The sequence below is a fragment of the Streptomyces sp. cg40 genome (genome assembly GCF_050320165.1).
Lineage (GTDB): Bacteria > Actinomycetota > Actinomycetes > Streptomycetales > Streptomycetaceae > Streptomyces > Streptomyces hokutonensis.
Map to the genome: position 1 here is coordinate 6,210,770 of NZ_CP190128.1, position 24,771 is coordinate 6,235,540.

The 24,771-nt window shown below is 70.8% G+C and carries 26 protein-coding genes; 15 read left to right on the top strand and 11 right to left on the bottom strand.

All coding sequences use genetic code 11. The annotated features are described in order from the left end of the window. Positions 1-4 precede the first annotated feature (4 nt). The 4 genes from ACQHII_RS27850 to ACQHII_RS27865 form a co-directional block, all read right to left on the bottom strand. A complete protein-coding gene (locus ACQHII_RS27850) occupies positions 5-1,546 on the bottom strand; it encodes a hypothetical protein (RefSeq protein ID WP_427921869.1) in 1,542 nt (513 codons plus the stop codon). Beyond that, on the bottom strand, positions 1,543-3,684 hold the full coding sequence (locus tag ACQHII_RS27855) for a hypothetical protein (RefSeq protein ID WP_427921870.1): 2,142 nt from the start codon (positions 3,682-3,684) through the stop codon (positions 1,543-1,545). The genes ACQHII_RS27850 and ACQHII_RS27855 overlap by 4 nt, the downstream gene beginning before the upstream one ends. Positions 3,685-3,824: 140 nt before the next feature. Next, a complete protein-coding gene (locus ACQHII_RS27860) occupies positions 3,825-4,790 on the bottom strand; it encodes an isopenicillin N synthase family dioxygenase (protein ID WP_427921871.1) in 966 nt (321 codons plus the stop codon). After that, positions 4,783-5,241 (bottom strand): nucleoside deaminase, encoded by a 459-nt coding sequence (locus ACQHII_RS27865; RefSeq protein WP_427921872.1) that lies wholly within the window; start codon positions 5,239-5,241, stop codon positions 4,783-4,785. Before ACQHII_RS27865 ends, ACQHII_RS27860 begins: the two co-directional genes overlap by 8 nt. Positions 5,242-5,341: 100 nt before the next feature. Between ACQHII_RS27865 and ACQHII_RS27870 the strand changes: the two genes are divergently transcribed. Next, entirely contained in the window at positions 5,342-6,601 is a 1,260-nt protein-coding gene (locus tag ACQHII_RS27870; protein WP_427921873.1) for a PucR family transcriptional regulator, read from the top strand. On the opposite strand, the gene ACQHII_RS27875 is transcribed toward ACQHII_RS27870, so the two are convergent. Further along, complete coding sequence (locus tag ACQHII_RS27875; protein WP_427921874.1) at positions 6,598-7,527, bottom strand: transglutaminase-like domain-containing protein; 930 nt, start codon at positions 7,525-7,527, stop codon at positions 6,598-6,600. The genes ACQHII_RS27870 and ACQHII_RS27875 overlap by 4 nt on opposite strands. A gap of 963 nt (positions 7,528-8,490) precedes the next feature. Between ACQHII_RS27875 and ACQHII_RS27880 the strand changes: the two genes are divergently transcribed. Both ACQHII_RS27880 and ACQHII_RS27885 read left to right on the top strand, forming a co-directional pair. Continuing rightward, positions 8,491-8,973 carry a sigma-70 family RNA polymerase sigma factor gene (locus tag ACQHII_RS27880; RefSeq protein ID WP_200717457.1) on the top strand — a complete coding sequence of 161 codons (483 nt, stop codon included), beginning with the start codon at positions 8,491-8,493 and terminating at the stop codon, positions 8,971-8,973. Between the two features lie 2 nt (positions 8,974-8,975). Further along, on the top strand, positions 8,976-9,653 hold the full coding sequence (locus ACQHII_RS27885; protein ID WP_427921875.1) for a hypothetical protein: 678 nt from the start codon (positions 8,976-8,978) through the stop codon (positions 9,651-9,653). A 12-nt stretch (positions 9,654-9,665) separates the two neighbouring features. On the opposite strand, the gene ACQHII_RS27890 is transcribed toward ACQHII_RS27885, so the two are convergent. After that, positions 9,666-10,124, bottom strand: coding sequence for a MarR family winged helix-turn-helix transcriptional regulator (locus ACQHII_RS27890; protein ID WP_427921876.1), 459 nt, complete (start codon positions 10,122-10,124; stop codon positions 9,666-9,668). Between the two features lie 134 nt (positions 10,125-10,258). On the opposite strand from ACQHII_RS27890, the gene ACQHII_RS27895 reads away from it, so the two are divergent. Beyond that, a complete protein-coding gene (locus ACQHII_RS27895; protein ID WP_427921877.1) occupies positions 10,259-10,945 on the top strand; it encodes a hypothetical protein in 687 nt (228 codons plus the stop codon). A gap of 62 nt (positions 10,946-11,007) precedes the next feature. On the opposite strand, the gene ACQHII_RS27900 is transcribed toward ACQHII_RS27895, so the two are convergent. Continuing rightward, the gene (locus ACQHII_RS27900; protein WP_427921878.1) at positions 11,008-11,982 is read right to left on the bottom strand and encodes a quinone oxidoreductase family protein; all 975 of its coding nucleotides are present in this window, start codon (positions 11,980-11,982) and stop codon (positions 11,008-11,010) included. An 87-nt stretch (positions 11,983-12,069) separates the two neighbouring features. Here ACQHII_RS27900 and ACQHII_RS27905 point away from each other — a divergent pair, with 87 nt between their 5' ends. From ACQHII_RS27905 to ACQHII_RS27915, 3 genes are all read left to right on the top strand, one after another. Then, complete coding sequence (locus ACQHII_RS27905) at positions 12,070-12,411, top strand: ArsR/SmtB family transcription factor (protein WP_427921879.1); 342 nt, start codon at positions 12,070-12,072, stop codon at positions 12,409-12,411. Positions 12,412-12,421: 10 nt separating this feature from the next. Beyond that, complete coding sequence (locus ACQHII_RS27910; protein ID WP_427925425.1) at positions 12,422-13,315, top strand: SDR family oxidoreductase; 894 nt, start codon at positions 12,422-12,424, stop codon at positions 13,313-13,315. An 84-nt stretch (positions 13,316-13,399) separates the two neighbouring features. Further along, positions 13,400-14,101, top strand: coding sequence for a hypothetical protein (locus tag ACQHII_RS27915; protein WP_427921880.1), 702 nt, complete (start codon positions 13,400-13,402; stop codon positions 14,099-14,101). Here the strand turns inward: ACQHII_RS27915 and ACQHII_RS27920 are convergent. Further along, the gene (locus ACQHII_RS27920) at positions 14,071-15,498 is read right to left on the bottom strand and encodes a purine-cytosine permease family protein (RefSeq protein ID WP_427921881.1); all 1,428 of its coding nucleotides are present in this window, start codon (positions 15,496-15,498) and stop codon (positions 14,071-14,073) included. The two genes, ACQHII_RS27915 and ACQHII_RS27920, sit on opposite strands and share 31 nt — an antisense overlap. A gap of 87 nt (positions 15,499-15,585) precedes the next feature. Beyond that, entirely contained in the window at positions 15,586-15,885 is a 300-nt protein-coding gene (locus ACQHII_RS27925) for a PLD nuclease N-terminal domain-containing protein (protein ID WP_427921882.1), read from the bottom strand. Positions 15,886-16,217: 332 nt separating this feature from the next. On the opposite strand from ACQHII_RS27925, the gene ACQHII_RS27930 reads away from it, so the two are divergent. Both ACQHII_RS27930 and mqnP read left to right on the top strand, forming a co-directional pair. Next, positions 16,218-17,669, top strand: a complete 1,452-nt coding sequence (locus ACQHII_RS27930; protein WP_427921883.1) for a menaquinone biosynthesis decarboxylase — start codon at positions 16,218-16,220, stop codon at positions 17,667-17,669. Next, positions 17,666-18,568, top strand: a complete 903-nt coding sequence (mqnP, locus tag ACQHII_RS27935) for a menaquinone biosynthesis prenyltransferase MqnP (protein ID WP_427921884.1) — start codon at positions 17,666-17,668, stop codon at positions 18,566-18,568. Before ACQHII_RS27930 ends, mqnP begins: the two co-directional genes overlap by 4 nt. A gap of 29 nt (positions 18,569-18,597) precedes the next feature. Here the strand turns inward: mqnP and ACQHII_RS27940 are convergent, their stop codons facing one another. Further along, positions 18,598-19,221, bottom strand: a complete 624-nt coding sequence (locus ACQHII_RS27940; RefSeq protein WP_427921885.1) for a rhomboid family intramembrane serine protease — start codon at positions 19,219-19,221, stop codon at positions 18,598-18,600. Between the two features lie 102 nt (positions 19,222-19,323). Between ACQHII_RS27940 and ACQHII_RS27945 the strand changes: the two genes are divergently transcribed. The 6 genes from ACQHII_RS27945 to ACQHII_RS27970 all read left to right on the top strand — a co-directional run bounded on the left by ACQHII_RS27945 (position 19,324) and on the right by ACQHII_RS27970 (position 23,395). Then, complete coding sequence (locus tag ACQHII_RS27945; RefSeq protein ID WP_427921886.1) at positions 19,324-20,010, top strand: UbiX family flavin prenyltransferase; 687 nt, start codon at positions 19,324-19,326, stop codon at positions 20,008-20,010. 65 nt (positions 20,011-20,075) lie between these two features. Further along, entirely contained in the window at positions 20,076-20,531 is a 456-nt protein-coding gene (locus ACQHII_RS27950) for an Lrp/AsnC family transcriptional regulator (RefSeq protein WP_262063773.1), read from the top strand. Positions 20,532-20,589: 58 nt separating this feature from the next. After that, entirely contained in the window at positions 20,590-21,753 is a 1,164-nt protein-coding gene (mqnE, locus tag ACQHII_RS27955; RefSeq protein WP_427921887.1) for an aminofutalosine synthase MqnE, read from the top strand. A gap of 18 nt (positions 21,754-21,771) precedes the next feature. Further along, complete coding sequence (locus ACQHII_RS27960; RefSeq protein ID WP_427921888.1) at positions 21,772-22,296, top strand: N-acetyltransferase family protein; 525 nt, start codon at positions 21,772-21,774, stop codon at positions 22,294-22,296. A 106-nt stretch (positions 22,297-22,402) separates the two neighbouring features. Continuing rightward, complete coding sequence (locus tag ACQHII_RS27965; protein WP_262063770.1) at positions 22,403-22,702, top strand: DUF4229 domain-containing protein; 300 nt, start codon at positions 22,403-22,405, stop codon at positions 22,700-22,702. A gap of 27 nt (positions 22,703-22,729) precedes the next feature. Then, positions 22,730-23,395, top strand: a complete 666-nt coding sequence (locus ACQHII_RS27970) for a TetR/AcrR family transcriptional regulator (protein WP_427921889.1) — start codon at positions 22,730-22,732, stop codon at positions 23,393-23,395. 10 nt (positions 23,396-23,405) lie between these two features. Here the strand turns inward: ACQHII_RS27970 and ACQHII_RS27975 are convergent, their stop codons facing one another. Continuing rightward, entirely contained in the window at positions 23,406-24,695 is a 1,290-nt protein-coding gene (locus tag ACQHII_RS27975; RefSeq protein ID WP_427921890.1) for a DUF6716 putative glycosyltransferase, read from the bottom strand. Positions 24,696-24,771: the final 76 nt, after the last annotated feature.

Consider the following 24,771-nt stretch of genomic DNA (forward strand, 5'->3'; position numbering starts at 1 on the left):
TCCCTCAGGCCGGAGGCAGGCACTCCTTCGACGGGGGCCTGCCCTCCGGCCAGGCGAGTTTCACGAAGCGGGCGGCGCCCTTCGGGGTGAGTTCGACGATCGGTACGGCCTTGTCGTACGGGTTGCCGTGGACGTCCAGGCAGATCCAGCCGCTCGCCCCGCTCACCCGCAACGAGCCCTTGACCTGCGGCCATTGGAGGCCGACGTCGGACAGCGGCGGGATCTTCCGCTGGGCCGGGGTGGCCTCGCGGACGCCGTGGACGGCGAGTTGCATCGCGTCGTAGGCGATGATCGACTGCCCGTCGGCGAGGGCGACCGTGCCGATCGGGCCGACCGGTGCGGCCTTCGAGGCGGCCAGCAACTTGTCGAGTTCCTGCGAGTCCTGGGCCGAACCCCCGGTCGCCGGGGCGTTCTTGAGCCAGGCGTCCGGGTGGGCGAGCGCGGTGTAGCGGACGGAGACACCGTGCTGGAGGGCACTGGCGTCGAGTTGGCTGTCGCCGGTCAGGTACGAGCCCTCGTCGCCGGTGAGCACCGTGAACTTCCGTGACTGGCAGCCGCGGCGGCCCAACGCGTTGATGAACTGGCGCAGTTGGGTGTGGCGCCCGGCGAAGAACACCGTGTCCAGCTTCGCGTCCGTGTCGCAGACGAGATCGGTGATCTGCCGGAACGTGTTGGGCGTGCTGCCCTCCTGGCTGCGGTCCGCGGGCGGGGTGAACGGCCAGGAACCGTACGGCGATCCCTTCAGCAGCGTGGTGAAGGCCTGCTGGAGCGTCTTCGTGTACGGGTCGCCCGGCTTGTCGTAGACCAGCAGCGCCCGGTCCGCGGTCACCTTGGCGAAGGAGGCCAGCGCGCGGGCCTCGTCCGTGTTGGTGGGGGAGACCCGGGCGAGACCGGGGTAAGGGTCCTTGCCCCGCTGCCCGTTGGCGAGGTCGTCGGCGGTGATGGAGGAGCCGACCACCGGGACGCCGAGCCGGGTCAGCTCCGCCACGGCCTTCTTGTTGTTGTCGGTGCTCGTCCCTATCCCGGTGACCGCCCGGAGCCGGTCCGCCGACTTCGTCATCGCCACGATCCGGTCCACCGCCTGCTCCCAATGGGCGCCCGTGGCACCGGGGTTGGCGAGCACCAGCCGGATGTACGGGGTCTCGCCGTTGTCGTCGTGATTGGCCGCGTACTGCGCGAGATAGGCGCCCTGCAACTCGTGCAGCACATCGTTCAACGTGTCGGTGTCGGTCGCGGTGTACGGCTCGTAGAGCGCGACGGAGACATAAGTCCCCGCTTTCAGGCGGCTGTTCTCGCGGGCCACCGCCCTGATCGTGTCGGCGAGCCGGCGCTGACCGAAGTCGAACGCCGACGTCGACACCCCCACGCACTCGTCGCTGCCCTCGGGACGAGCCACCCCGGCCGCGCAGGACCGGTCCTCGTGCAGGGCCGTGCGGACCAGCACGACCAGACCGGCGACCAGGACGGCCGCCACCACCAGCGCCGTGTACCGGTAGACCGGGATGGTCCGGATCTCCTCGAACAGCTCGCGCAGTCGTCGCCTCACCGCAGCCCCCCGCTTCCGTCGTCGCCGTCCGCCCCCGAGGGCACCCGCAGCGCACGCCCCGCCAGCGCGTCCTCCGGCCACCGCTGCGCGGCCCGGTACAGCAGCTCGCTGCCCGCCGGCCAGATGGTCGACAGCTGCTCCAGATCGAAGTGCATCCGGTCCGCGACCTCCCCGTCCGGCAGCACCAGCGGATCCGTCACCTGCCACACCGCGTGCAGCAGCCGCCGTACCGTCAGATGCAGAACCGGGTCCACGCCCTCCGGCAGCCGCTCCTCGGCGTCCGTACGCGCGAGTGCCACGGCCTTGCGGTGGTCGCCGGCCGCGCCGATGTCCCGGCCGTGCGGATCGTGCGCGTGGTAGTAGGGCGCGGCGGTCACGAACAGCAGGGTCTCCAGCCAGGCCCGCGGCGGGATCAGGCGGAAGTTGTCCCGCAGGTACTCCACCGCGTCCGCCGTGTCGCCGAGCGCGAGTTCGTGGTGCAGCCGGTAGCGGGCGCGGGCCGGGGCGTCCGGGCTGCCGGGCAGCCCCTCGTAGTGCGAGAGCAGCGAACGGTGCACCGCCCGCCACCGCCCGTGGTCCGCGTCGTCCAGATGCAGCCGCAGCAGGAGCAGCGTCCGCAGGAACGGATCGCCCACGAAGTAGCCAGCCGCCGGCGGCAGCCCCTCCGAAGTCAGCTGTGTGCGCAGCCGGTTGACCCCCGACGCGCCGAAACTGTCCCGCAGCCGCCGCCCCTGGGCCAGCGCCCGCGCCGAGTCCCCGTCGTGCGCGGTGGCCAGCACCGCCAGCTCCTCCGCGATCCCCGGCGCCACCAGCCGGTCCAGCAACTCCCGGTACACGGGCCGCGGATCACTCGCCACGTCACCCTCCGGCTTCAGCCCGGCGGTCAGCAGCTCCCCGGGACTCACGGCCCCGGCCGGCCGGGTCTGCCGTACCGCCTCCCCGAGCAGCGCCGCCCCCAACGGACTGCCGGCCGTCAACCGGTGTATGGCGTAAGGCAGTTGGGGCGGGACCTCGACCCGGATCTGCTCGGTCGCGCACACGTCCGCGATGACCCGCCGGGTCTCCTCCGGAGTCAGCGGCGGCAGCGTCACCAGCAGCGCCCGCGAGGACGGCGAAGCCCCCGGCACCCAGCCGCTCGCCCGCCCCACCTCCGGCAGCGGATGCCGCACCGCGTCCGGCAGATCGGGATGCCGGTCCCCGCGCAGCGCGGCGAAGAAGGCCACCTGGTCGCCGACACCGTCCGAACGTTCCTTCAGTACGGCCTTCATCAGCCCCGGCCCCGGCCCCGACTGGACGTTGTCGACGAGGACGACCGGCCGCCCGACCCGGCGCATCCGCTCCCACCGGCGCCGGTAGGTGTCGCCCAGGTCGGCCAGCAGCGCGCGCAGCAGCCACCGTTCGGCGTCCGTGCGGGAGGTGCCGTCGGCACGGAAGTCCCGGGCGATCTCGATCAGCCCGCGCTTGGGGTCACCACTCGCGCCCGGATAGTCGCGGTACCAGTCGGCGCCCGCCTTCAGCAGCCCGTTCGGCGTCCACACCAGGTCGAAGAGGGTGTCGAGGGTCGCCTCGATGAAGGCCTGGCCGACCGGGCCCGTACCCGACACATTGGCGATCAGCCGGGAGGCGACCTTCGTCGCCCAGCCCTGCGCGATCACCGACCAGCGCCGGGCCGGATCGCTCAGCAGCAGGATCCGCCGGGCCTCCTCGCGGGCGCTGTCCTCGTCCCGGGCGTCCCAGCCGGTGGCGCACACCGCGAGCAGCCCGGCCTCCAGACGCGGGAAGTCGATGGCGCCGGCGCCGTGCACCACCGGCTCCCGCAACTGCTCCGCGACCGTGGCCAGCGCCTGCCACACCGGCGACCAGGTCGCGGCGGGCCGCCCGTCCGGCAGTTTGGCCAGCCGGTCGGCCTCGCAGTCGATCAGCGCGACCGGCGTGTGCCCGCGGTACGCGGTCCGCAACTCCTCCAGCACCGTGGTCTTGCCGAGCCCGCGCGCGCCCGCGAGCACCACGAAGGGCGGTTCCGGGTGTTCGTACGGAGTGGTGAGCAGCTGGTAGGGGCGCAGCCCGGTCAGGCGCGAGGCGAGACCGGGCGGCTGTGCCTCGAACAGCGCCCCGCGGCCGTGCAGCCCTCTACCCACCGCATCTCCCCCTGAGCGGTCGCCCTGCACACCGGAACCTGTCTATCAACACCAGGGTAAATAGGGGGAGTTGGTTCGGACTAGGTCACGTGGTGTCCGTTGGGTTACGAAAATGTCGGAACGGCGGTCGGGTTGACGCCCTATTCGACGGTGATCGAGTCCAGCTTCTCCCGCAGATAGACATGCGAGTCGACGGCCTCGTACGCCACCCGCCCGACCGGCGCGGGCACCGACTCCACGAGCGTGCCCGGGGTGCACTCACCGAAGTACACCAGCGACATCAACTCCTCGGCGGGCGCGTCGGCGGGCGGCGGCAGCACCCGGTGCCGGCCCGAACGCCACCGGTCCCCGGTCCAACGGGCCATCAGATCACCGATGTTGATGGTGAAGGCGTCGGGATCGAACGGCGCGTCCTCCCATCCCCCTTCGTCGGTGAAGACCTGAAGTCCCCCCTTCCCGGCCTGCCGGTCGAGGATCGTCACCGTCCCGAAGTCGGTGTGCGGCCCGATCCGGAACTGCCCCGGCTCCGGCTCCCCGACGACCTCCACCCCCGGATACCAGTTGATGTTGAACCCGTACGTCGGATGGTCCATGTGCCGCGAGAAGAAGTCGGGTTCGAGCCCGAGCGCCACTCCGAGCAGCGACAGCAGCTGCTTCTCCAGCTCGCCCATCCGGTCGAGGTACTCCTCGCACAGCTCCTGGAGCCCCGGGATCTCCGTCGGCCACACGTTCGGCGCGTACCACTCCGCGTTGACCACCGGGTCCTCGAACGGCCGGTGCGTCGCGAAGGTCAGCGACTCCTTCAGATCCGGCGGGGTCTCGGTCCCCTCCGAGTACCCGTTGGCCTCGGCGCCGGGCCCGAGCCACCCGCGCCCGCCGACCTTCGCGGAGTACGGCTCCTTGACGTCGACCGGCAGCGCGAAGAAGGCGCGCGCGGCCTCCCGGATCCGGGACCGCAGCGCCGGATCGACACCGTGCCCGGTGACGAGCAGGAACCCGGCCGTCTGGAGGGCGCCGTCGACGGTACGGGCGATGTCCTTGCGGGTCTCGTCGTCCCCGTCGATCCAGGGACGGAGATCAATGGTCGGAATGCGGGGCTCAGTCACCGATGTCCTCGTTCCAGAGTGCGGGGTTGTCCTTGATGAAGTCGCGCATCAGCCGAGTGCACTCGGCGTCGTCGAGCAGCACGATCTCCACACCGTGCTCGGCCAGCCAGCCGTGCCCGCCGTGGAAGGTGACGGCCTCACCGACGACCACCCGCGAAATACCGAACTGCCGCACCAGCCCCGAGCAGTACCAGCAGGGCGAGAGGGTCGTGACCATGGTCGTCCCGCGGTACGACCGCTGCCGCCCCGCCGCCCGGAAGGCGGCCGTCTCCGCGTGCATCGAGGGGTCGCCGTCCTGCACGCGCCGGTTGTGGCCGCGCCCCAGGAGAGTGCCGTCGGCGCCGTAGAGCGCGGCGCCGATCGGGATGCCGCCCTCGCCGAGCCCGGCGCGGGCCTCCTCGACGGCGGTGCCGAGCCAGACGCTCGCTTGTGCCTGATCCAAAGGCTTCATGTGCTCACTCTCCAGTGGCCGAAACACGAGGGCAACGTGCGGAAAGTACTCTCCCCGCAACCCGTACCCGGACGAACTGTCCGCGCCTCTGGAGGTACCCGTGCCCGCACTCACCCTCCGCGAGGTCCTGGCCCTCGACCCGGTCCGCGCCACCGAACCCGAACTCCTCGCCGGCGAGGCCGCCCTCGACCGCCCCGTGCGCTGGGTCCACTCCAGCGAGGTCTACGAGGGCGCGAACTTCCTCGACGGCGGCGAACTCCTCCTCACCAACGGCTTCGGCCTCACCGACACCGCCGCCGAGATCCGCCGCCGCTACGTCCGCGAACTGGCGGCCCGGGGCGCGTCCGGCCTGGCGGTGGAGATCGGTCGCTCCCTCCCCACGATGCCGCCGGAGGTCACGGACGAGGCCCGCCGCCTGGGTCTTCCGTTGCTGGCTCTGCACCGGGTCGTGCCCTTCGTACGGATCACCGAGGCCGCCAACCGGGCGATCGTCGCCCGCGGCCTGTCCGGCCGCTCCGTCGTACGACCCTGGGGCGACGACCACACCGCCGCCCTGCTGGCCGACCTCGCCGACCGGGCCGCGCTGAACCAGCCGGAGGTCGAGGCACGGTCCGCACTCGCCGGCTTCCACCCCGGCCCGGGTGCCCGCCTCATCGGCGTCTCCGTCCACGGCGCGCGCGAGGTCTCCTCCGTCGACCGGGCGGTACGGCTGCTGGGCGGGGCGAGCGTGCTGCGGGCGGCGTTCCCCGGGGACGTACTCGCGCTGCTCGCGCTGCCGGGCGCCGTCGCGGGTGACCCCGTCCGCGCGGTCCAGGAGGCCTTCCGTACGGCCGCGGACCCCGGACTGACCGTCGCGGTCGGGCACGTGGTCGAGGCGAGCAGCGGCTGGCTGCGCTGGAGCGACACCCTGCGGGCGGCCCGTACGACGCTGGAACTCGCGCTGACGGTCCCGGCCGCCGAACCCGCCGCACCGGAAGGCCCGTTGGTGACCTCGGCGCGGGCGCTGGCACTGGAACGGGAGCTGACCCGGGGCGGCGTCGACGCGAACCGGGACCGCCTGGCGCGGCTGGTGCAGCATGCGCTGGGCCCGCTGCTGGCGTGGGAGGCGGCCCATCCCAGCGACCTGGTGCGCACGTTGGAGGTCCATCTACGACACGGCTGCTCGCCCACCCGCACGGCGGCCCTGCTGCACATAGGCCGCCAGTCGCTCTACCAACGCCTGGAACGCATCGAGTCGTTGCTCGGCCTGGAGATCGACGACCCCGATCTGCTGGGGGAGTTGCTGGCGGCGGTGTGCGCGCATCGGGTGGTGCGGGGGATGGGGGCGGCACAGGTGCGGGGGCTGCGGACCGTGGCCTAGACGCTGCTCGGGCGGAGGGTGACTTGGCTGGGGCCGTTGAAGGGGGCGTAGCAGGTCACCGTGGGTGGGGTGCGCAGGATGTCGTCCTCGGCGAACAGTTTCCGTATGGCGTCGAGGGAGACCTCGCCGCTGACGACCGGGGCGACACGGTCGTAGAAGAGGCGTGACGACTCCGGCAACGGCTCCCCGGGCTTGCCCTCGTCCTCGCTCCACACGTCCCAGAGCAGGGTCTCGACCTTGTTGAGGGCGGCGAGGTCGAGACGGATGTTGCCGGCGACGAACCGCTCGCCCCAGAACGGTCCCTCCTCCGGCGGATGCAGCCCGAAGGCCGCCGGGTCCGCGCCACCGGCTCGGATGGCCTGCCAGGCCTCGCCCGCGACGAGGAAACGGTCACGCGGTACGTCCATCGGGTCGAAGCCGATGCTCCAGTGGTCCGCGATGACGGGGTCGGTGAGCTGGGAGTCGGCGAGGAGCCAGCCGCGGTCGTCGTGCCAGTACTCGGTGACTACGTGATCGCTGTGGAAACGGTCGGAGTCGTCCGCGCCGAAGTAGTCGGCGAAGCCGGAACGGATACGGGCCGGGATGCCCAGGTGCCGCAGGAACGAGCAGTGCAGCAGCGAGAAGTCCCGGCAGGTCCCGACGAACCGGTCGCCCACTTCGCGTTCTTGAGTGAGCGGGGTGTCGTTCCGGTCGACGAGGATGCGGAGGATGTCGTCGATGTAGCGGGTCTCGGCGTCGTTGTGCAGGCGGTCGGTGGGGTGGACGTGGTCGTAGAAGCCGGCTTCCAGACGGTGGACGATCAAGTCGCGGGCGATACGGGCGAGTTGGGCTGGGTCGCTTGGGAGATCGGCGTAACGGTCGGCGAGGGCGCCCGGGTCGGAGTACGTGCTCTGGGTGGCGTAGAAGGTGCGGAAGTCGAAGGGCATGACATCGCACCGTGTCAAAATTCGCCCCGGATTGTCCAGAGTTCGGGGATGCCGCTTCTTGGAATGTTGCTGTGGGGCCACTCGCTTCTTGTCAGTGTCGGGCTTCCGCGGACCGAGTAAAGGGCGCTGCGCTGCGCTCCGCGTCGGCTTCGCCGATGGCCCTGCGGGCCACCCTTGACTAGGTCCGCGGAAGCCCGTTGGAGAAGCGAGCGAGTGGCCGGGAGGAGTGGGGGGCCGGGGCATGCCAGCGCTTACGTTGGCTGCGTTGTGGGCCGGTGTTACGGGCGCGTCCGCGTCTCGCCTGCACGCCGGGCTGGCTTAGCGGCCAACCACCGGTGGGGGGAGAGGGGGGAGGGGCAGGGGGGTGGGGGGTGTCTGAAAAAGTGTGTCACTTTGGGCGGAAAGTGACACACTTTTTCAGACCCACCACCCCACCCCCCTCTCTCTCGGGGCTTCGCAGGCAATGCGATGGCGGTCCCCGGTCGTGAAGCCACATCACAACCCGGCCAGACACGCGAGATGCAGAAGGCCGTACCTGCTTGCCTCCTGGTGCCCCCCGCCCCCCCGCCTCCCGCCTTCATCTGTCTCTGGGGTCCACCCGCTCGGGGTTGGCCGCTGAGCCGGCGTGGCGTGCTGGCGAGACGCGGGCGCGCATCCGTTCCGCTGGGTGCGGTCGCAGCCCACCTGGCGGGCTGACGTACCTGGGACCCCCGTTCCTCCCGGCCACTCGCTCGCTTCTCAGACGGGCTGGAGCGGACCTAGTCAAGGGTGGCCCGCAGGGCCATCGGCGAAGCCGACGCGGAGCGCAGCGCAGCGCCCTTTACTCGGTCCGCGGAAGCCCGACACTGGCAAAGAAGCGAGTGGCCCGACGTTCAGGTATCAGCACGCGCTCACCCCACCGCCCCCGGGCCACCCGCGACATCCCCAGGTAAGCGAATCCCACCCCCGACGCGTATAGGGAGTGTGAAGGAGCTGGAGTTCGCGGAGTTCTACAGCAGTAGCCGGGACCTGTGCCTCAGGGCCGTGCTTGCCGGCGTGGGGGAGCGGCAGCTCGCCGAGGATCTGGTGGCCGAGGCGTTCACCCGGGCGTGGGTGGCCTGGCCGAAAGTCGGGCGGCATCCGGCGCCCCGGGCATGGGTCGTGCGTACGGCGTTCAACGCGCGTGTCTCGTGGTGGCGGCGGAGACGGCGCGAGGTGGCCCTCGATGATGCCGGGCACGACCGGGCCGCCCCCGCGGTCGCCGAGGCCGGCCTCGACCCCGCGCTGCTCGTCCTGCTGCGCCAACTGCCGCGCCGGCAGCGGGAGGTGATCGCCTTCCGGGTCTTCCTGGACCTCGACACCGAGGCGACGGCAAAGGCCCTGGGGATCGCGCCCGGCACCGTCACCGCCCACCTGTCACGGGCCGTCGCGACCCTGCGCGGCCATCTCGTCACCCCGGAGGCCTGATCATGACCGAACACGACACGGATGTAACCGACGTGACCGACGTACTCGACGCGCTGCGGACCTCGTTCACCGACGTCACTCTCGACACTCCCGTCGAGCGGATCGTCGCCGCCGGACGCGCGCGGCGGAGCAGGCGGCGCGTCGTCGCCGTGGTGGGCGCGGCGGCCGTGACCGCGCTGGCGCTGGGTGTGTCCAGCTACGGCAACCCGTCCACGGCACCCCCGTCGGACGAACTCGCCACCGGCGCGGGCACCGTGCACATCCACACCGCCGCCTACGCCGTCGACAGCCTCAAGAACGGTTCCGTCAGGGTGAGTTGGGACAAGCAGGCCTACTTCGACGATCACGCGGGGCTGGAGAAGGCGCTGCACGAGGCGGGGTTCCCGGTGCTCATCAAGGTGGGCGAGTTCTGCCGGGGGACCGGTGACCCGGCGACACTGGACCGGCACGGTTCCGGGCCCGGTGTCGAGAAGGTGCGCACCGCCCATCGGGAGGCTGACGACCGGGTCGTCTTCGACTTCGATCCCGCCGCCGTGCCCACCGGGAAGCAGTTCTTCATCGGTTACCTGTCGGCCGCCCAGCTGAAGATCACCGGCGGTCGACCCGGTTCCGTCGAGCGCATCGTCCCCGCGGACACGGGTCGGTTGACCTGCTCCAGCGACCTGCCGAAGTTCGGCTGAGCGGGTTCTCCGTCAGGTGGCGGTCAGAAGCCGTGACATGAGGCTGATGAACTGGCGTCGCTGGGCGGCTGTCAGCGGTGCCAGCACGTCGTCCTGGATCTGGTCGACCACGGCGTCGAGTACGAGGAGGACGTCCACGCCCTGAGGCGTGATCGTCACGATGTTCCGGCGCCTGTGGTCGGGGTCGACCCTGCGTTCGACGAGGCCGCGCGCTTCGAGCTCGGTGAGTGCCGCGGTGACGTCGCTCCGGTCGATCCCGGTGTCGCGGCCGAGGTCGGCCTGGCTCGCGGGCCCCCACTGTTCGAGTGCGGCGAGCAGCCGGTAGTGGTAACTGCGCAGGCCGTCGCCCCTGGCTTCGAATCCGGCGGTGAGCAGTGCCGTGGAGCGCGCGTAGGCGCGGCTGACGAGCCAGGTCGGGCGGTCCTTGAGCCGGTCCGGCGTACGGCCGGGCTGAACGGGGTGCGCAGGCATGCCCTCAGATTACCGATTGTGGGTGCGGCCAACAACGTCTATGTTGGGTGAGCCAACATTGGCGGGGCGACATTGGACAGGCCAACATTCGCCGGGTTGGCGGCGGATCCGTCAGTCATCAAGGAGATCTCACGATGAACTCCACGCCCACCGACACACCCGATCGCGTCCTCGTGGTCGGCCGCAGCCCCGGCGTCCTCGTCGCCGCGGTCGATCTCCTGCGCGCCAAGGGCTACACCGCCGACGCGACCAACCAGTTCGACCGGGTTCTCGACGACTACGACGTCACCGGCCTCGACGTACTGGTCTTCGGCGGGATGGTCCCGGCCGACACCAAGGAGTACCTGCGCGCGGAGGTCGCGAAGCGCAACCCGCGGGTGACCTTCGTCCAGGGACTCGCCGGTATCGCCGGTGTCATCGCCGCCCAGGTCGAGGCCCTCACCGGCGACGGGCGACAAGGCCTGGACGGTGGTGCCGAGATCGCCTACGACGCCGTCCGCCGGTCCGTGCGGCTGACGCTCGGTGAACCCGCGCACGTCACCGTCGACGCCCTGTGGCTCACCTCCTTCGTGCCGCCCGAGCCCAGGAGCACCTCGCTGCGGGTCTTCGACGGTGATCGCGGCACGGGGGCCCACGTCGTCCCGCTGCCCGACCAAGTGCCGTTCGAGGCCTCCTTCGTCACCGTCGCCGTCGACGGCCTGGTCCGCGTGTTCACCGTCGGAGAGATGCCCACCGCGGTCACCCGGATGGCCCCCACCTCGGCGAACGACCGGCGGCTCCCCGAAGTCGACCCGGTCACCACCGGCAGCGACGACCACTGACGCGGGCGCGGGCGGCGCGGGCGGCGCGGGCGGCTCGGGCGCTCGGGTCGCCGGGCCGTCGATTAGCCCGCGACCCGCAGCAACAGCTTCCCGGTGCTCGTCCGCGCCCCCATCAGCCGGTGTGCCTCCGCTGCCTCCTCCAATCCGAACTCCGCCGTCACGGGCAACGACACCGTGCCGTCGGTCACCGTCGCGAACGCCCGCCCGGTCAGGGTGCGTAGGGCTGCGGGGTCGGTCCGGGCCAGGGTGAGGATCGAGAAGCCGGAGACGGAGAGGGCGCCGGGGTACAGGTCGGGCTGGCCCACCTGCCACGGTGGCGCCGAGCTCGCGTTGCCGAAGGAGACCAGGCGGCCGTAGGTCGTGAGGGAGGCCAGGGCGGCACGGAGGGTGTCGCCGCCGACCGGGTCCAGGGCCAGGTCGACCCCGCGGCCGGACGTCGCCGCCCGTACCGGAGCCTCGAACTCGCCCACGAACACGTCGTCGTAGCCGTACCGCCCCGCGAACTCCGCCTTCGCCGCGCTCGATACGACCCCGTACACCGCCCCGGCCCCCGCCGCCCGCGCCAACTGCCCCACCACCGTGCCGATTCCGCCCGCCGCGCCCTGCACGAGCAGCGTCTCGCCGGGCTGGAGGCGGCCGACGGTGTGGACGAGGGCGTAGGCGGTCGGGAGGACGGTGGGGAGGGTGGCGGCCGTGCGGAGGTCCATGTCCTGGGGGAGGGGGAAGGTCGTCGCCGCCTCGGTCACGACCACCTCCGCGTACGCGCCGCCCGCCGTCAGGGCCGCCACCTCCTGCCCCACGGTGAGGTCTTCGACGCCGGGGCCGACCTCCCGGACACGGCCCGAGACCTCAAGTCCCGGTACGAAGGGGAGACTTGGCACCCGGTATCCCTCGCCCCGTGCCTTGAGGTCGGCGAAGTTCACCCCGGTGTACGCCACTTCGACGCTCACCTGGCCGGGGCCGGGGCGCGGTATCTCCGCCTCCACGACCTTCAGGACCTCGGGACCGCCGTACTCCTGGACCTCGACCGCGCGCATGCCGGACTCCCCGCTCGACTGTTCAATGAAAAGCGAACACTCGCGAGTGTATGGTTTTCATCGAACACTCGGCAAGCGGAGGCGGACATGGCGGCACAACGGACCGGCGTCGGCACCAGCCACCGCCCCGCCCCGGAACACACCCACCCCGACGGCGTCTCCGTACAGACGGCTCTCGCCGCCCTCGCCGATCCCGTACGCATCGCCCTGGTGCGGGAGTTGGCCGGTTCGGCGGACTGGTCCCGCAGCTGCGGCAGCTTCGACGTGCCGGTGGGCAAGGCCGCCCTGAGCCACCACTTCGCCGTGCTGCGGGGCGCGGGCATCGTGGAACAGCGTGACGAGGGGCCCAGGCGGGTCAACCGGCTGCGGAGGGAAGAGTTCGGTGCCCGGTTCCCGGGGCTGCTGGACCTCGTACTGCGTGCAGAATGAATCGGGTCATGTGCCGAACAACGGCCCGTCGTACCTCCTCCAGGCAAGGAAGACCCTCATGACCTCCCCGAAGACGGTTCTGATCACCGGTACGTCCTCCGGCATCGGCCTGGCCACGGCGGTCGGCACCGCCCGGGCGGGCTGGACGACCATCGCCACCATGCGCGACACCGGCAAGGCGGACGCCCTGCTCAAGGCCGCCGCCGAGGCGGGCGTCGCGAACCGCGTCCAGGTCAGGCGCCTGGACGTGACCGACACGGACGGCCTCACCGCCTGCCTCGACGAGGTCGTCGCCGAGCACGGCCGCCTGGACGCGCTGGTCAACAACGCCGGCGCCGCCCAGGTCGGCACCATCGAGCAGAGCAGCGTCGAGGACGTCCGCGCGGCCATGGAGGTCAACTTCTTCGGCGTGGTCGCGATGACCCGGGCCGCCCTGCCGCACCTCCGTGCGTCGAAGGGCCGGGTCGTCACGGTCAGCAGCGTCGGCGGCGCCGTCGGTCAGCCGTTCAACGAGGCGTACTGCGCGGCCAAGTTCGCCGTCGAGGGCTTCATGCAGTCGCTCGCGCCGGTCGCCGCGACCGTCGGCGTCGACGTCACCGTGGTCGAACCGGGCGCGGTGGCGAGCGAGTTCGTCGCCAACCTCGGTCTGGACGTCCCGGCCCTGCTCGCCGCCGCCGGTCCCTACGCCCCGGCGCTTCAGGCCTACATCGCCCGCACCCAGCAGTCGTTCGGCAACGCCCAGACGCCGGCCGAGGCGGCCGCCCCGATCGTCGACGCCCTGACCGCCGCGCACCCGCCCTTCCGCGTGCAGACCTCGCAGTGGGCCCGCGACTTCGTCGCCACGACCCTCGCCGACCCCGACGGCTCCGCCGTCCAGACCCTCACCGGCGGCTGGGTGCGCTGACCGCTCCGCGTCCGTGATCCCTCTGAACGCCTCCGGCTCTCGCCGCGTCACAGGGTCGGGTCAGGCGTAGGAGGGGGATTCGGCGTGAAGAAGCACCCGAAGAGGTACCTGTGGGCCTTCGTGGTCGTCGCGATCGTCGCTGTGGTGGTCCTGGTCGCCCTGGCCGTGCGCGGGCTCATGAATCCGGGTGCCGACGACAGGACCGTGAGCGGCGCCCGGCCGAAGGCCGACACCGGCAGCAGCCCCGGAGCCGGCAGCAGCCCCGGCACGGGCAGCAGCCCCCGCGCCGGCGTCGGTCGCGAGTGCGTCGGCACCCGCCCCGTCGACAGCCTTCCCCACGCCTACGACGACGACTCCCCCCTCGAACGCGTCGTCGCGCGCATCGACAAGCTCGCGCACGCCGACCGCTACACCGCGGTCTACACCGGCCTCTCCCTCGACGAGGACAGCAAGAGCGTGGACGTGTGGCGCGTGCCCTCGGCCGCCTTCGACGCCGAGGTCTGCGGGGGCGTGGTGAAGGGCGTGACCGTGCGGCTGCACGGCGCCGACGTCGACCGGCGCACGCTCGACGCGCTGGCCGAGCGGATCGGCGACGACATGCGTCGCTGGGACGGCACCTTCCAGATGCGCGAAGTCGGCGTGGACGAGCGGGGGTTCGTGCTGGTCGGGGTCGACGACCCCGACACGGCACGACCGATCGTCGAGAAGGCCTACGGCGCGCGGAACGGCCGGTACATCAAGGTCGAGCACGTGAATCAGGCGTCGGCCTTGACCGGTTCAGCCTGAACCCGCCCCTTCGTTCCCAGTACCGACCGCAGCACCACGTACAGCACCGCGCTCAGCACGAATCCCACGATCGGCGTGCTGTCGCCGAACGACGGCCAGTGCTTCGGGACGTAGCCGACGTAGTCCTCCTGGTTGGAGAAGAGCGGGACCGAGACCGCGATGCCGATCAACAGGGCTGCCAGACCGGGCCAGTTGGTGAAGGTGGGGTCGGTCAGGCGGGGGGCCAGTTCGTCGGTGGGGACACGGGACTGGAACCAGCGCTCCACCAGGACCACGCCCAGCCAGGGCGCCACCCAGTACGCGATGACCAGCAGGAACGCCTCGTACGCAGAGCCCGCGTCGGACAGCGACGCCCACGCCGCCGCCGTACCGGCCACGCCCGAGACCACCACCAGGACACTGCGGTTGAGCCACGCGGGGAGCTTCAGGCCGAGGGCAGTGAGGGAGATCGCGCCGGAGTAGACGTTCAGCGCGTTCGCCGAGACCGCGCCGAGGATGATCGCGATCAGCACCAAGTCGCCCAGCCAGCCGGGGAGATGACCGGTGAAGGCCGCGGTCGGGGTCGCGTCCTTGGGGGCCAGCAGCGTTGCCGAGGCCGCGCCCATGACGGCGACGAGCGTGACCGACACGAACAGGCCGACCGCCGGGTAGAGGATCGTCCTGAACTTGTTCGCCGTACGGGGGAGATAGCGCGAGTAGTCCGTCGCGTACGGGTTCCAGCCCGCCGCGTAGCCCCAGGCCGCAGAGAACGCGAGCAGGAAGCCGCCCACGCCGCCGCCCGTGCCGCCTCCGCCGAGGTGCGCGTCCTTGAAGGTCCAGATGCCGGCCAGCAGGAAGATCAGCGCCAGGGCCGGGAACGCGTACTTCTCGAAGGTGTGCACGAAGTTGTGGCCGATGAAGCCGATGAGGATCTCGGCCACGACCACGAGCAGCAGGGACGGGAGGGGGCGCAGACCGGTGAGCGTGTTGAGCGCGAACGCCGCGCTCACGCTGTTCACCGCGAACCAACCGACGCCCGCCACAAGGCCGTTGGCCGCCGACGGGAGGATGTTGCCGCGGAAGCCGAACGAGAAGCGGCCGATCACCATCTGCGGGACGCCGAAGCGCGGGCCGTCCAGGGAGAGGAAGCCCTGGGTGATCGCGCCGAGGCCGGTGCCCAGGACGATCGCGGCGGTCGCCTGCCAGAAGCTCAGGCCGAAGAAGAGGACCGAGATCACGCCGATGTAGACGGTCGCGAACTCGATGTTGGGGGAGGCCCAGGTCCAGAGCAGCTGGAGCGGGCTGCCGTGGCGTTCGGCGTCGGGGATGGGCTCGGCACCGGCCGTCTCGACGGCGATGACCTTGTCACCGTATTCGGGGGCGAGGGTGCCGGTTGAGTCGGCGGGAGCAGTCGTCATGCGAGGTAAGTGTCCGGTTCCTGCCGGTCCGGGCCCAGAGGCGCAATGTCCGTACCGGGCCGCTCACCGGCGTACAACCTGCACGTATCACTCGGCCTTGGGGTCGTCCTTGAGGTCGTCCTTGTTCAGGGACTTCAGGAACTCGGGGTTGTCGTCCGGCGCGACCCACCGGCCCTGCGCTGCCGACGCCCCGTCCGGGGACCGCCGCGCCCGGCCCGCGATCAGCCACGCGACCGGACCGACCAGGACCTCGCCGAAGAGCAGGATCACGAACACCCACGCCAGCTTCGGCATGCCCCGCACGTCCTCCTCGGGCGTGTTCAGGCAGTCCACGAAGGCGTAGATCCACAGGGCCAGGACCAGCAGGATGGGCAGATACCTGAGCATGGTGGCGAGATTCTCCTGAGTGGTGGGACGGCCCCGGTGACGGGGTCAGGTTAGCGGGTGGGTAAGAATCACCGCCCCCGGCTTGTCCTGTTCGGTACCGCGCGGAGGATGGGGGGATGGCGCGAGTGGTCGTGCGGTGCAGTCAGGGGCATCTCTTCTCTACGGTGTGGGTGCCCTTCGCCTCGTTCAAGGCCGTGCGGCTGGGACGGTCGCGCTATCAGAGATGTCCCGAATGCGGACGTTTCCGGCTGGTGCGGCAGGCATCCGACGGCACGACCCGCAACGGCGACCCGTGAGCCGGGTCGCCGGACCCGTGCCGGATACTGGGACACATGGCTTACGACGATCTTCGCTCCCTGCTCAGGGCACTGGAGCGCGAGGGAGACCTCAAGCGCATCAAGGCCGAGGTGGACCCGTATCTGGAGGTCGGGGAGATCGTCGACCGGGTCCAGAAGGCCGGTGGTCCCGCGCTGCTCTTCGAGAACCTCCGCGGATCGAGCATGCCCCTCGCCATGAACGTCTTCGGGACCGACCGGCGGCTGCTGAAGGCGCTCGGGCTGAAGTCGTACGGCGACATCTCGGACAAGATCGGCGGGCTGCTGCGGCCCGAGCTGCCGCAGGGGTTCGTGGGGGTGCGGGACGCGTTCGGGAAGCTGGGGTCGATGACCCACGTGCCGCCGAAGAAGGTCAAGGACGCGCCCGTGCAGGAGGTTGTGCTCACGGGCGACGACGTCGATCTCGACGCGCTGCCCGCCCTGTTCACCTGGCCGCAGGACGGCGGGTCCTTCTTCAATCTCGGGCTCACGCACACCAAGGACCCGGAGAGCGGGATCCGCAATCTCGGGCTCTACCGGCTCCAGCGGCACGACAAGCGCACCATCGGCATGCACTGGCAGATCCACAAGGACAGCCGCAACCACTACCAGGTCGCGGCCCGGCGCGGGGAGCGGCTGCCCGTCGCGATCGCCTTCGGGTGTCCGCCCGCCGTGACCTACGCCTCCACCGCGCCGCTTCCCGGTGACATCGACGAGTACCTGTTCGCCGGGTTCATCGCCGGTAAGCGGATCGAGATGGTCGACTGCAAGACCGTGCCCTTGCAGGTGCCGGCGCAGGCCGAGGTCGTCATCGAGGGGTGGCTGGAGCCCGGCGAGATGCTGCCGGAGGGGCCGTTCGGCGACCACACCGGGTTCTACACGCCCCAGGAGCCGTTCCCGGCCCTCACCATCGACTGCGTCACGATGAGGAAGCGGCCGTTGCTCCAGTCGATCGTCGTAGGGCGGCCCCCGACGGAGGACGGACCGCTGGGACGGGCGACGGAGCGCTTCTTCCTTCCCCTCCTGAAGATCATCGTGCCGGACATCGTGGACTACCACCTGCCCGAAGCGGGCGGATTCCACAACTGCGCGATCGTCTCCATCGACAAGAAGTACCCGAAGCACGCCCAGAAGGTGATGCACGCGGTCTGGGGTGCGCACATGATGTCCCTGACGAAGCTGATCGTGGTCGTCGACGCCGACTGCGACGTCCACGATCTGCACGAGGTCGCGTGGCGGGCGCTGGGCAACACGGACTACGCGCGGGACCTCTCGGTCGTGGAAGGACCCGTCGATCATCTCGACCATGCCTCCTACCAGCAGTTCTGGGGCGGCAAGGCGGGGATCGACGCGACGCGGAAGTGGCCCGAGGAGGGCTACACGCGGGACGGCGGCTGGCCCGAGATGGTGCTGTCCGACCCGGAGACGGCGGCGAAGGTCGACCGCCGATGGAAGGAGTACGGCCTGTGAGCAGCGCGTCAGCCGCGATCCCGCAGCCGGGGCGCACCAAGGCGTTCCTACGCCTCGTCATGATCGAGCACTCCGTCTTCGCCCTGCCCTTCGCCTACATCGCGGCGCTGACCGCGATGTTCCAGTGGGACGAGAACATCCACTGGGGGCGACTGCTGCTGGTCACCATCTGCATGGTGGGGCTGCGCACGTTCGCGATGGCGGTGAACCGGATCATCGACCGGGAGATCGACGCCCGTAACCCGCGCACCGCGCACCGCGAGCTGGTGACCGGCGCGATGACGGTCAAGCACGCGTGGACGGGCGCGCTGGTCGCACTGGTCGTCTTCCTCGGCTCGGCCGCGCTCCTGAACCCCCTCTGCCTCGCGCTGGCCCCCATCGCGGTGATCCCGATGGTCGTCTACCCCTACGGCAAGCGGTTCACGAACTTCCCGCAGGCCATCCTCGGTCTCGCCCAGGCGATGGGCCCGGTCGGCGGCTGGCTGGCGATCACCGGCGAGTGGTCCTGGGACGCGGTGATCCTCGGTCTCGCCGTCGGCATCTGGATCGGCGGCTTCGACCTGATCTACGCCTGCCAGGACATCGAGACCGACCGCGAGATCGGCGTCATGTCGGTCCCGGCCCGCTTCGGCATCCCGGCGTCCATCTGGGGCGCGCGCGTCTGCCACGCCCTCACCACGGCCCTCCTCGCCTGGTACGGCGCGGCGACCGGCGCGGGCGCCTTCTTCTGGTTCGGCCTGCTGATCGTCGCGGGCGCGTTCGTGTACGAGCACTCGATCGTCCGGCCGCATGATCTTTCGCGGTTGAACAGGGCGTTCTTCAGCGTCAACGGGTTCATCGGGATCGCGCTGTTCGTGTGCGCGCTGCTGGATCTGCTGGTGCGCGGGCTCACGGTGTAGGCGAGGTTCGCCGGGCAGAGCGGAGCGGCCTACGCCGTCAGTGCGCCGCGCTCCCCGGTGACGGCCCGCCGCCGGAACGCGAACGCCGCCCCCACCCCCGCCGCCAGTCCGACCAGATGCGCCTGCCAGCTCACCCCCGACTGGGTCGGGGCCAGGCCGAGCAGCATCGACGTGCCCCAGACCACGCCGATCACCAGGCCGACGGCTATGCCCAGCGGGCGGCGCTCGACGAAGCCGGTGACCAGGAGGAAGCCGAAGAGGCCGAAGATCAGGCCGGAGGCGCCCGCCGTGTTGGTGTGCGCCGGGGATATGAGCCAGACGCCGAGACCGTCCGCGACGATGATCAGCGCGCAGACCGCGGCGAAGCGACGGATGCCGCCCAGCGCGGCGAGGAAGCCGAACACCAGCAGCGGCACACTGTTCGCCGCCACATGGGCGAAGCCGAAGTGGATGAACGCGGCCGGCACGATGTCGAGCAGCTCGGACGGCTGACGCGGCACGATCCCGAGGCTGTCCAGGGCGTGCCCGGACACCACGTCCACCACTTCGAGCAGCCACAACAGCGCGACCCAGCCCACCATCAGCTTGGCCGCGGCCTTCGCGCGGTCGCCCCGCGACCACTCCGACTCCGTACCGATCCTCGTACCGGACATGGCACCCCCCACGGTCCACTCGCGGTCCACTGGTCCCCACAGAAGAACGCCCCGGCCCCCTTGGCCGGTTCCCGTTCCGCGACGCCAGCTAGGCTCGGTCCCGTGAACCCAGTCAAGCCAGGAGAGACGCCGCGTACGCCTTGGATCGTAGGGGTGTCCGGCGCTTCCGGCACCCCATACGCGGCTGCGGTGCTCCGCGGGCTGCTCGACGCGGGCGAGAGTGTCGACCTCGTCGTGTCCCGGGCGTCCCGGCTCACCCTCCTCGACGAGACGGGGATCTCCTTCAGGGACGCGCACTGGCAGGACGACCTGCGCGAATGGCTGGCCCGCGGCGCCGACGGCAAGCCCGGCACCTTCGAGCCCGACATCACCGCCGTACGGCACTGGAGCGCGGGCGACCTCGCGGCGGGGCCGTCCTCGGGGTCGTACCCGGCGAAGGGGATGCTGATCGTGCCCGCGTCGACCGCCTGTGTCGCCGGGGTCGCCCTCGGGCTGAGCAAGGACCTGCTCCAGCGCGCGGCGAGCGTGACCCTCAAGGAGCGGCGCAGGCTGGTGGTGTCCGTACGCGAGACGCCGTTGAACGGGCAGACGCTGCGGCATCTGGTGACCCTGGACGACCTGGGCGCGGCCGTGGTGCCGGCCTCGCCCGGTTTCTACGCCGGCGCCACCCACATCCAGGACCTGGTGGACTTCGTCGCCGGGCGGGTCCTGGACGCGGCGGGCGTCGAGCACGATCTGTACCGCCGGTGGAAGGGCGACCTCGGGGGGTCCCGCACCACCGGCAACTGACTTACCGCACCCAGTAATTCAGGCACCAAAGAATTCATCCTCATCACCGGAAGGCAATCGATCGCATGGACGCGGTGGACAGGCAGCTCATCCAGGCCCTGAGAGAGAACGGCCGGGCCTCCTACGCGGAGCTGGGGCGCCTCGTCGGCCTGTCGGGACCCAGCGTCACCGACCGCATCAACCGGCTGGAGGCGGCCGGTGTCATCACCGGCTACCGCGCGACCGTCGACTCGGCCTCGCTCGGCCTCGGCGTGATCGCCCTGATCGGCATCTCCCTCTCGGACGCCGCCGACCACGAGGACGTGGCGGCCCGGCTGAAGGACCTCAGCGAGATCGAGGACTGCTGGTTCATCGCGGGCGAGGACTCGTTCATGCTCAAGGTGCGGGCACCGGACGTGGACGGCCTGGAGAAGACCATCCGGCGGCTGTCCGGGACCAAGGGCGTGTCCCGTACCCGTACGACCATCGTGCTCTCCACGAAGTGGGAGAACCGGGTCGGAGAGCTGCCCGAAGAGGCGTAGTGACGTAGGCGTACCGTTTAACAGGGCTGTCGAGTCTGTCGTAGGAAGAGGTAAGGGCATGGATGTCGGGCTCAAGCGCGAGCTGGAGCAGAAGGTCCGCTCCGGTGAGCGGCTGTCCCGCGAGGACGGCGTCGCGCTGTACGAGTCGGACGACCTGGCCTGGCTGGGCGGGCTGGCGCACGAGGTGCGGACGCGGAAGAACGGCGATGTCGTCCACTTCAACGTCAACCGCCACCTCAACATGACGAACGTGTGCACCGCGTCCTGCGCCTACTGCTCGTTCCAGCGCAAGCCGGGCGAGAAGGACGCGTACACGATGCGCATCGAGGAGGCCGTCCGCCTCGCCAAGGCGATGGAGGGCGAGAACCTCACCGAGCTGCACATCGTCAACGGCCTGCACCCGAACCTCCCCTGGCGCTACTACCCGCGCTCCCTGAGCGAGCTGAAGAAGGCCCTCCCGAACGTCTCGTTGAAGGCCTTCACGGCCACGGAGATCCATCACTTCGAGACGATCTCCGGGCTGAGCGCGAGCGAGATCCTCGACGAGCTGATCGAGGCCGGGCTGGAATCCCTCACCGGCGGCGGCGCGGAGATCTTCGACTGGGAGGTCCGGCAGCACATCGTGGACCACCGCACGCACTGGGAGGACTGGTCGCGCATCCACCGGCTGGCGCACGAGAAGGGGCTCAAGACCCCGTGCACCATGCTCTACGGCCACATCGAGGAGCCGCGCCACCGCGTGGACCACGTGCTGCGGCTGCGTGAACTCCAGGACGAGACCGGTGGTTTCCAGGTCTTCATCCCGCTGCGCTACCAGCACGACTTCGTGGACATGAAGGACGGCAAGGTCCGCAACCGCCTTCAGGCGCGCACGCAGATGGCGACCGGTGCCGAGGCCCTCAAGACCTTCGCGGTCTCGCGGCTGCTGTTCGACAACGTCCCGCACGTCAAGGTCTTCTGGGTCATGCACGGCGTCCAGACCGCGCAGCTCGCGCTCCAGCACGGCGCGGACGACATGGACGGCTCGGTCGTCGAGTACAAGATCACGCACGACGCCGACAACTACGGCACCCCGAACAAGCTCACCCGCGACGACCTCCTCGACCTGATCCGCGACGCCGGTTTCCAGCCGGTCGAGCGGAACACGCGCTACGAGATCATCCGCGAGTACGACGGCCCGGACCCGGCGCGGCGCGAGTCCCCGCAGCCGATGCGGGTGTGAAGAACACGGTTTTCCGACATGACACTGACTTTTGAACTGGACCCCGCGATAACCCCCGCCCTCCGCGAGGAGATCCTCACCCTCTGGGCGGACGTCTCCAACGCGGGGGGCTCGGTCGGCTTCGTCGCGCCGGTCACGGTGGACGAGATACGGCCCGAGCTGATCAAGCACTTCGTCTCCATGGCGGAGGGCCGCACCCGGCTGCTGGTCGGGCGGGACGGGACGGGCACGGTCGCCGCGACCGTGTTCCTCGCGTTCAACACCCACCGGCTGATGCGGCACTGGATCTGGCTCTACACGGTGATGGTCCACCCCCGCCACCAGGGCAAGGGGTACGGCCGCGATCTGCTGGCCGCCGCCGAGACGGCCGCCCGCGGTCTCGACGGCATCGAGGCGATACGGCTCACCTGCCGGGGCGGCCACGGCCTGGAGCGGTTCTACGGCTCCTGCGGCTACAAGGAGGTCGGCCGGGTGCCCGGCGCGATCCGCGTCGCCCCGGGGGACGACCGGGACGACATCTTCATGCTGCTGCCGCTGCTCTGAGCCGCCCAGGGGAGCTGCGCACCCCGCCCGAAGATCGGTGGGGGCGCGTGCTTCACTGAGTAGGACTGTTCGGTTAAGTCTGTTCGTTACGGAAGAGTGGATTGAGATGTTCCGCTACACGCTGTGGCGCCTCGGAGTCTTCGCGGGCTGCCTCGGAGTCGTCTGGGGCCTCGTCTACCTCGGCGTCTTCCCGCGCGGCTTCGGTGAGTCCAACGGCATGTGGATCGTGCTGCTGGCGCTGGTGATCTCGGCGCCGATCAGCTTCGTGGTGCTGCGCGGGGTGCGCGACCGGGCCTCGGTGCAGATCGTCGAGCGGGTCGACCGGATGAAGGCGAACCTGGACGCCAACCGCAACCAGGAGGACGAGGCGGTCGACGCCGCCGGTCCGCAGGGCCAGACGTCCTGACACCTGGGGCGAACTAGGCTTGCCCCCATGGGTGCCGTGAAGACCAAGCGGATGCCGCGTGCGGTCCGTGAGCAGCAGATGCTCGACGCCGCCGTGCGGACCTTCGGACAGCGCGGCTACATGGCCGCGTCGATGGACGAGATAGCCGAACTCGCGGGCGTGTCCAAGCCGTTGGTGTATCTCTACCTGAACTCGAAGGAAGACCTGTTCACCGCGTGCATCCGGCGCGAGGGCCAGGCGCTGACCGAGGCGGTACGGGCCGGGGTCGACACCCGCCTGCCCGCCGACCGCCAACTCTGGGACGGACTGCGGGCGTTCTTCACCCACACCGCCCAGCACCCGGACGGCTGGTCCGTCCTGCATCTCCAGGCCCGCACCCACGGCGAGCCCTTCGCGGCCGAGGTGGCCGCGCTGCGTGCCGAACTCGTCGCGTTCGTCACCGAGTTGATCGCGGTCACCGCCCGCGAGGCGCACCGCGACCGTGACCCCGACCTCGCCGAGCGCGAGGTGGCCGGTCTCGCGGAGGCGCTGGTCGGTGCGGCCGAGTCCCTCGCCGCCTGGTCCAACGCGACCCCGGGCGTCACCGCGAAGCAGACGGCGGCGACCCTGATGAACTTCGCGTGGGCGGGCCTCGGCAACCTGATGGAGGGGCGGCCCTGGTCACCGCCGACGGGCGCCGAGGACCGGCCCTGAGCCGGACGTCTCAGACGGCCCCCCACTTGCGCAGCGTCGGCGCCACCCGCTGATATCCCACCCGGTACACGGCCTTGGCGCCACGCCGGGCCACTCCTCGTACGGCCCTCTTCAGGCCCGAACCGCCCGTGCCCAGCGGGGTGGCCAGCGGGCGGCCCTTCTCGTCGAAGCCGTTGCGGGCCAGCAGGCCGCCCAGGTAGATGCCGGCGCGCTCCGGTGTGTAGTAGGGGCGCAGCGTCGGCAGCGGTCCGGCGGCGCGCAGCGCGGCCACGCGGGTGCGGGCGGCGGCGTAGGGGTCGCTCTTGCCGATGCCCTGGGCGTCGGCCCAGGCGGGGTCGGGCAACGGGAGGGCGCCGGCGTCGAGTTCGTCCCAGGAGGCCAGGCAGCCGGAGTGGACGAAGTAGTGGTTGCCGTGCGCCTCGCGGACGCCGAAGTCGGTGAGGATCGCGGTGGGGATGCCCCGCTGCATCGACTCCAGGGCGGCGGTGGAGCTGACGGTCACCAGGAGGTCGGTGCGGTCGAGGACCTCGCCCATGTTGCCGTAGACCAACTGGAGGTTGGCGGGGGCGGGTTCGGCGAGGCTGTCGACGAGGAGCTGGTAGGGGTCGGCCTCGACGTGGGTGGTGTGTTCGCCGGGGAGGCTGCGCAGCTTCATCAGGACCTGGCGGTCGGGGTGGCGCCGGGCGTGGCCTGCGGCCCGCTCCAGGAGCCGCAGCCGGTCCTGCTTGCTCTTGGGGACGGAGGGCTGGACGGCGAAGGTGAGGGTGAACGGCCGTTCGGCGGACGGCCGGTAGGGTTCGCCGCCGAGGAAGGGCAGCGCGCACTCCACGACCGAGTCCGGGTCGATCCCGACGCTCGCGAACGCGGCGCCGAACCGGTCCGCGTCGTAGGTGGAGTTGGCGAGGACGATGTCGGTGCCGCCGCGGGTCATCAGTCCGTCGATCATCTTCTCGTAGACGACGCCGACGTAGCCGGTGACGGTGATGGGCCGGTGTTCGCGGCCCGCCCAGGCCAGGCCGAGGCTGTGGGTGAGGGCGAGGACCGTGCCGCCGGAGACGGCCATGACGACGATGTCCGCGTCGGCCAGATCCGTGTTGTCGACCAGTTCGGCGGCGGGGAGTTCGCGCGCGGTGTCGGGCTCGATGCCGATCTCGGCGAGCTGCCGCTCGGTCGGGGTCGACCGGCCGCGCAGGAAGTACGCGTCGAGGGCGTGCCCCGGGGCGATCTGCTGTGCCACGGACGCTCCCCACTTCCAGCGGGTGTCCGAGTCGGCGAGTACGGCGATGCGTCTGGGGGGCATGGCTCAGGGGCCCTTCCTGGCGGGTCCGGCGAAGTGAGCCGAGGGTAAGAAGGAAGCCTGAGGAACGTATGAGCGA

Coding starts and splice junctions, on each gene's coding strand:
- ACQHII_RS27865 (WP_427921872.1), bottom strand. CDS start 5,241: ATGAAGCCTTTGGATCAGGCACAAGCGAGCGTCTGGCTCGGCACCGCC.
- ACQHII_RS27890 (WP_427921876.1), bottom strand. CDS start 10,124: ATGCCTGCGCACCCCGTTCAGCCCGGCCGTACGCCGGACCGGCTCAAG.
- ACQHII_RS27905 (WP_427921879.1), top strand. CDS start 12,070: ATGGCGGCACAACGGACCGGCGTCGGCACCAGCCACCGCCCCGCCCCG.
- ACQHII_RS27920 (WP_427921881.1), bottom strand. CDS start 15,498: ATGACGACTGCTCCCGCCGACTCAACCGGCACCCTCGCCCCCGAATAC.
- ACQHII_RS27925 (WP_427921882.1), bottom strand. CDS start 15,885: ATGCTCAGGTATCTGCCCATCCTGCTGGTCCTGGCCCTGTGGATCTAC.
- ACQHII_RS27950 (WP_262063773.1), top strand. CDS start 20,076: ATGGACGCGGTGGACAGGCAGCTCATCCAGGCCCTGAGAGAGAACGGC.
- ACQHII_RS27900 (WP_427921878.1), bottom strand. CDS start 11,982: ATGCGCGCGGTCGAGGTCCAGGAGTACGGCGGTCCCGAGGTCCTGAAG.
- ACQHII_RS27960 (WP_427921888.1), top strand. CDS start 21,772: ATGACACTGACTTTTGAACTGGACCCCGCGATAACCCCCGCCCTCCGC.
- mqnE (WP_427921887.1), top strand. CDS start 20,590: ATGGATGTCGGGCTCAAGCGCGAGCTGGAGCAGAAGGTCCGCTCCGGT.
- ACQHII_RS27975 (WP_427921890.1), bottom strand. CDS start 24,695: ATGCCCCCCAGACGCATCGCCGTACTCGCCGACTCGGACACCCGCTGG.
- ACQHII_RS27885 (WP_427921875.1), top strand. CDS start 8,976: ATGACCGAACACGACACGGATGTAACCGACGTGACCGACGTACTCGAC.
- ACQHII_RS27970 (WP_427921889.1), top strand. CDS start 22,730: ATGGGTGCCGTGAAGACCAAGCGGATGCCGCGTGCGGTCCGTGAGCAG.
- ACQHII_RS27930 (WP_427921883.1), top strand. CDS start 16,218: ATGGCTTACGACGATCTTCGCTCCCTGCTCAGGGCACTGGAGCGCGAG.
- ACQHII_RS27940 (WP_427921885.1), bottom strand. CDS start 19,221: ATGTCCGGTACGAGGATCGGTACGGAGTCGGAGTGGTCGCGGGGCGAC.
- ACQHII_RS27895 (WP_427921877.1), top strand. CDS start 10,259: ATGAACTCCACGCCCACCGACACACCCGATCGCGTCCTCGTGGTCGGC.
- ACQHII_RS27965 (WP_262063770.1), top strand. CDS start 22,403: ATGTTCCGCTACACGCTGTGGCGCCTCGGAGTCTTCGCGGGCTGCCTC.
- ACQHII_RS27875 (WP_427921874.1), bottom strand. CDS start 7,527: ATGCCCTTCGACTTCCGCACCTTCTACGCCACCCAGAGCACGTACTCC.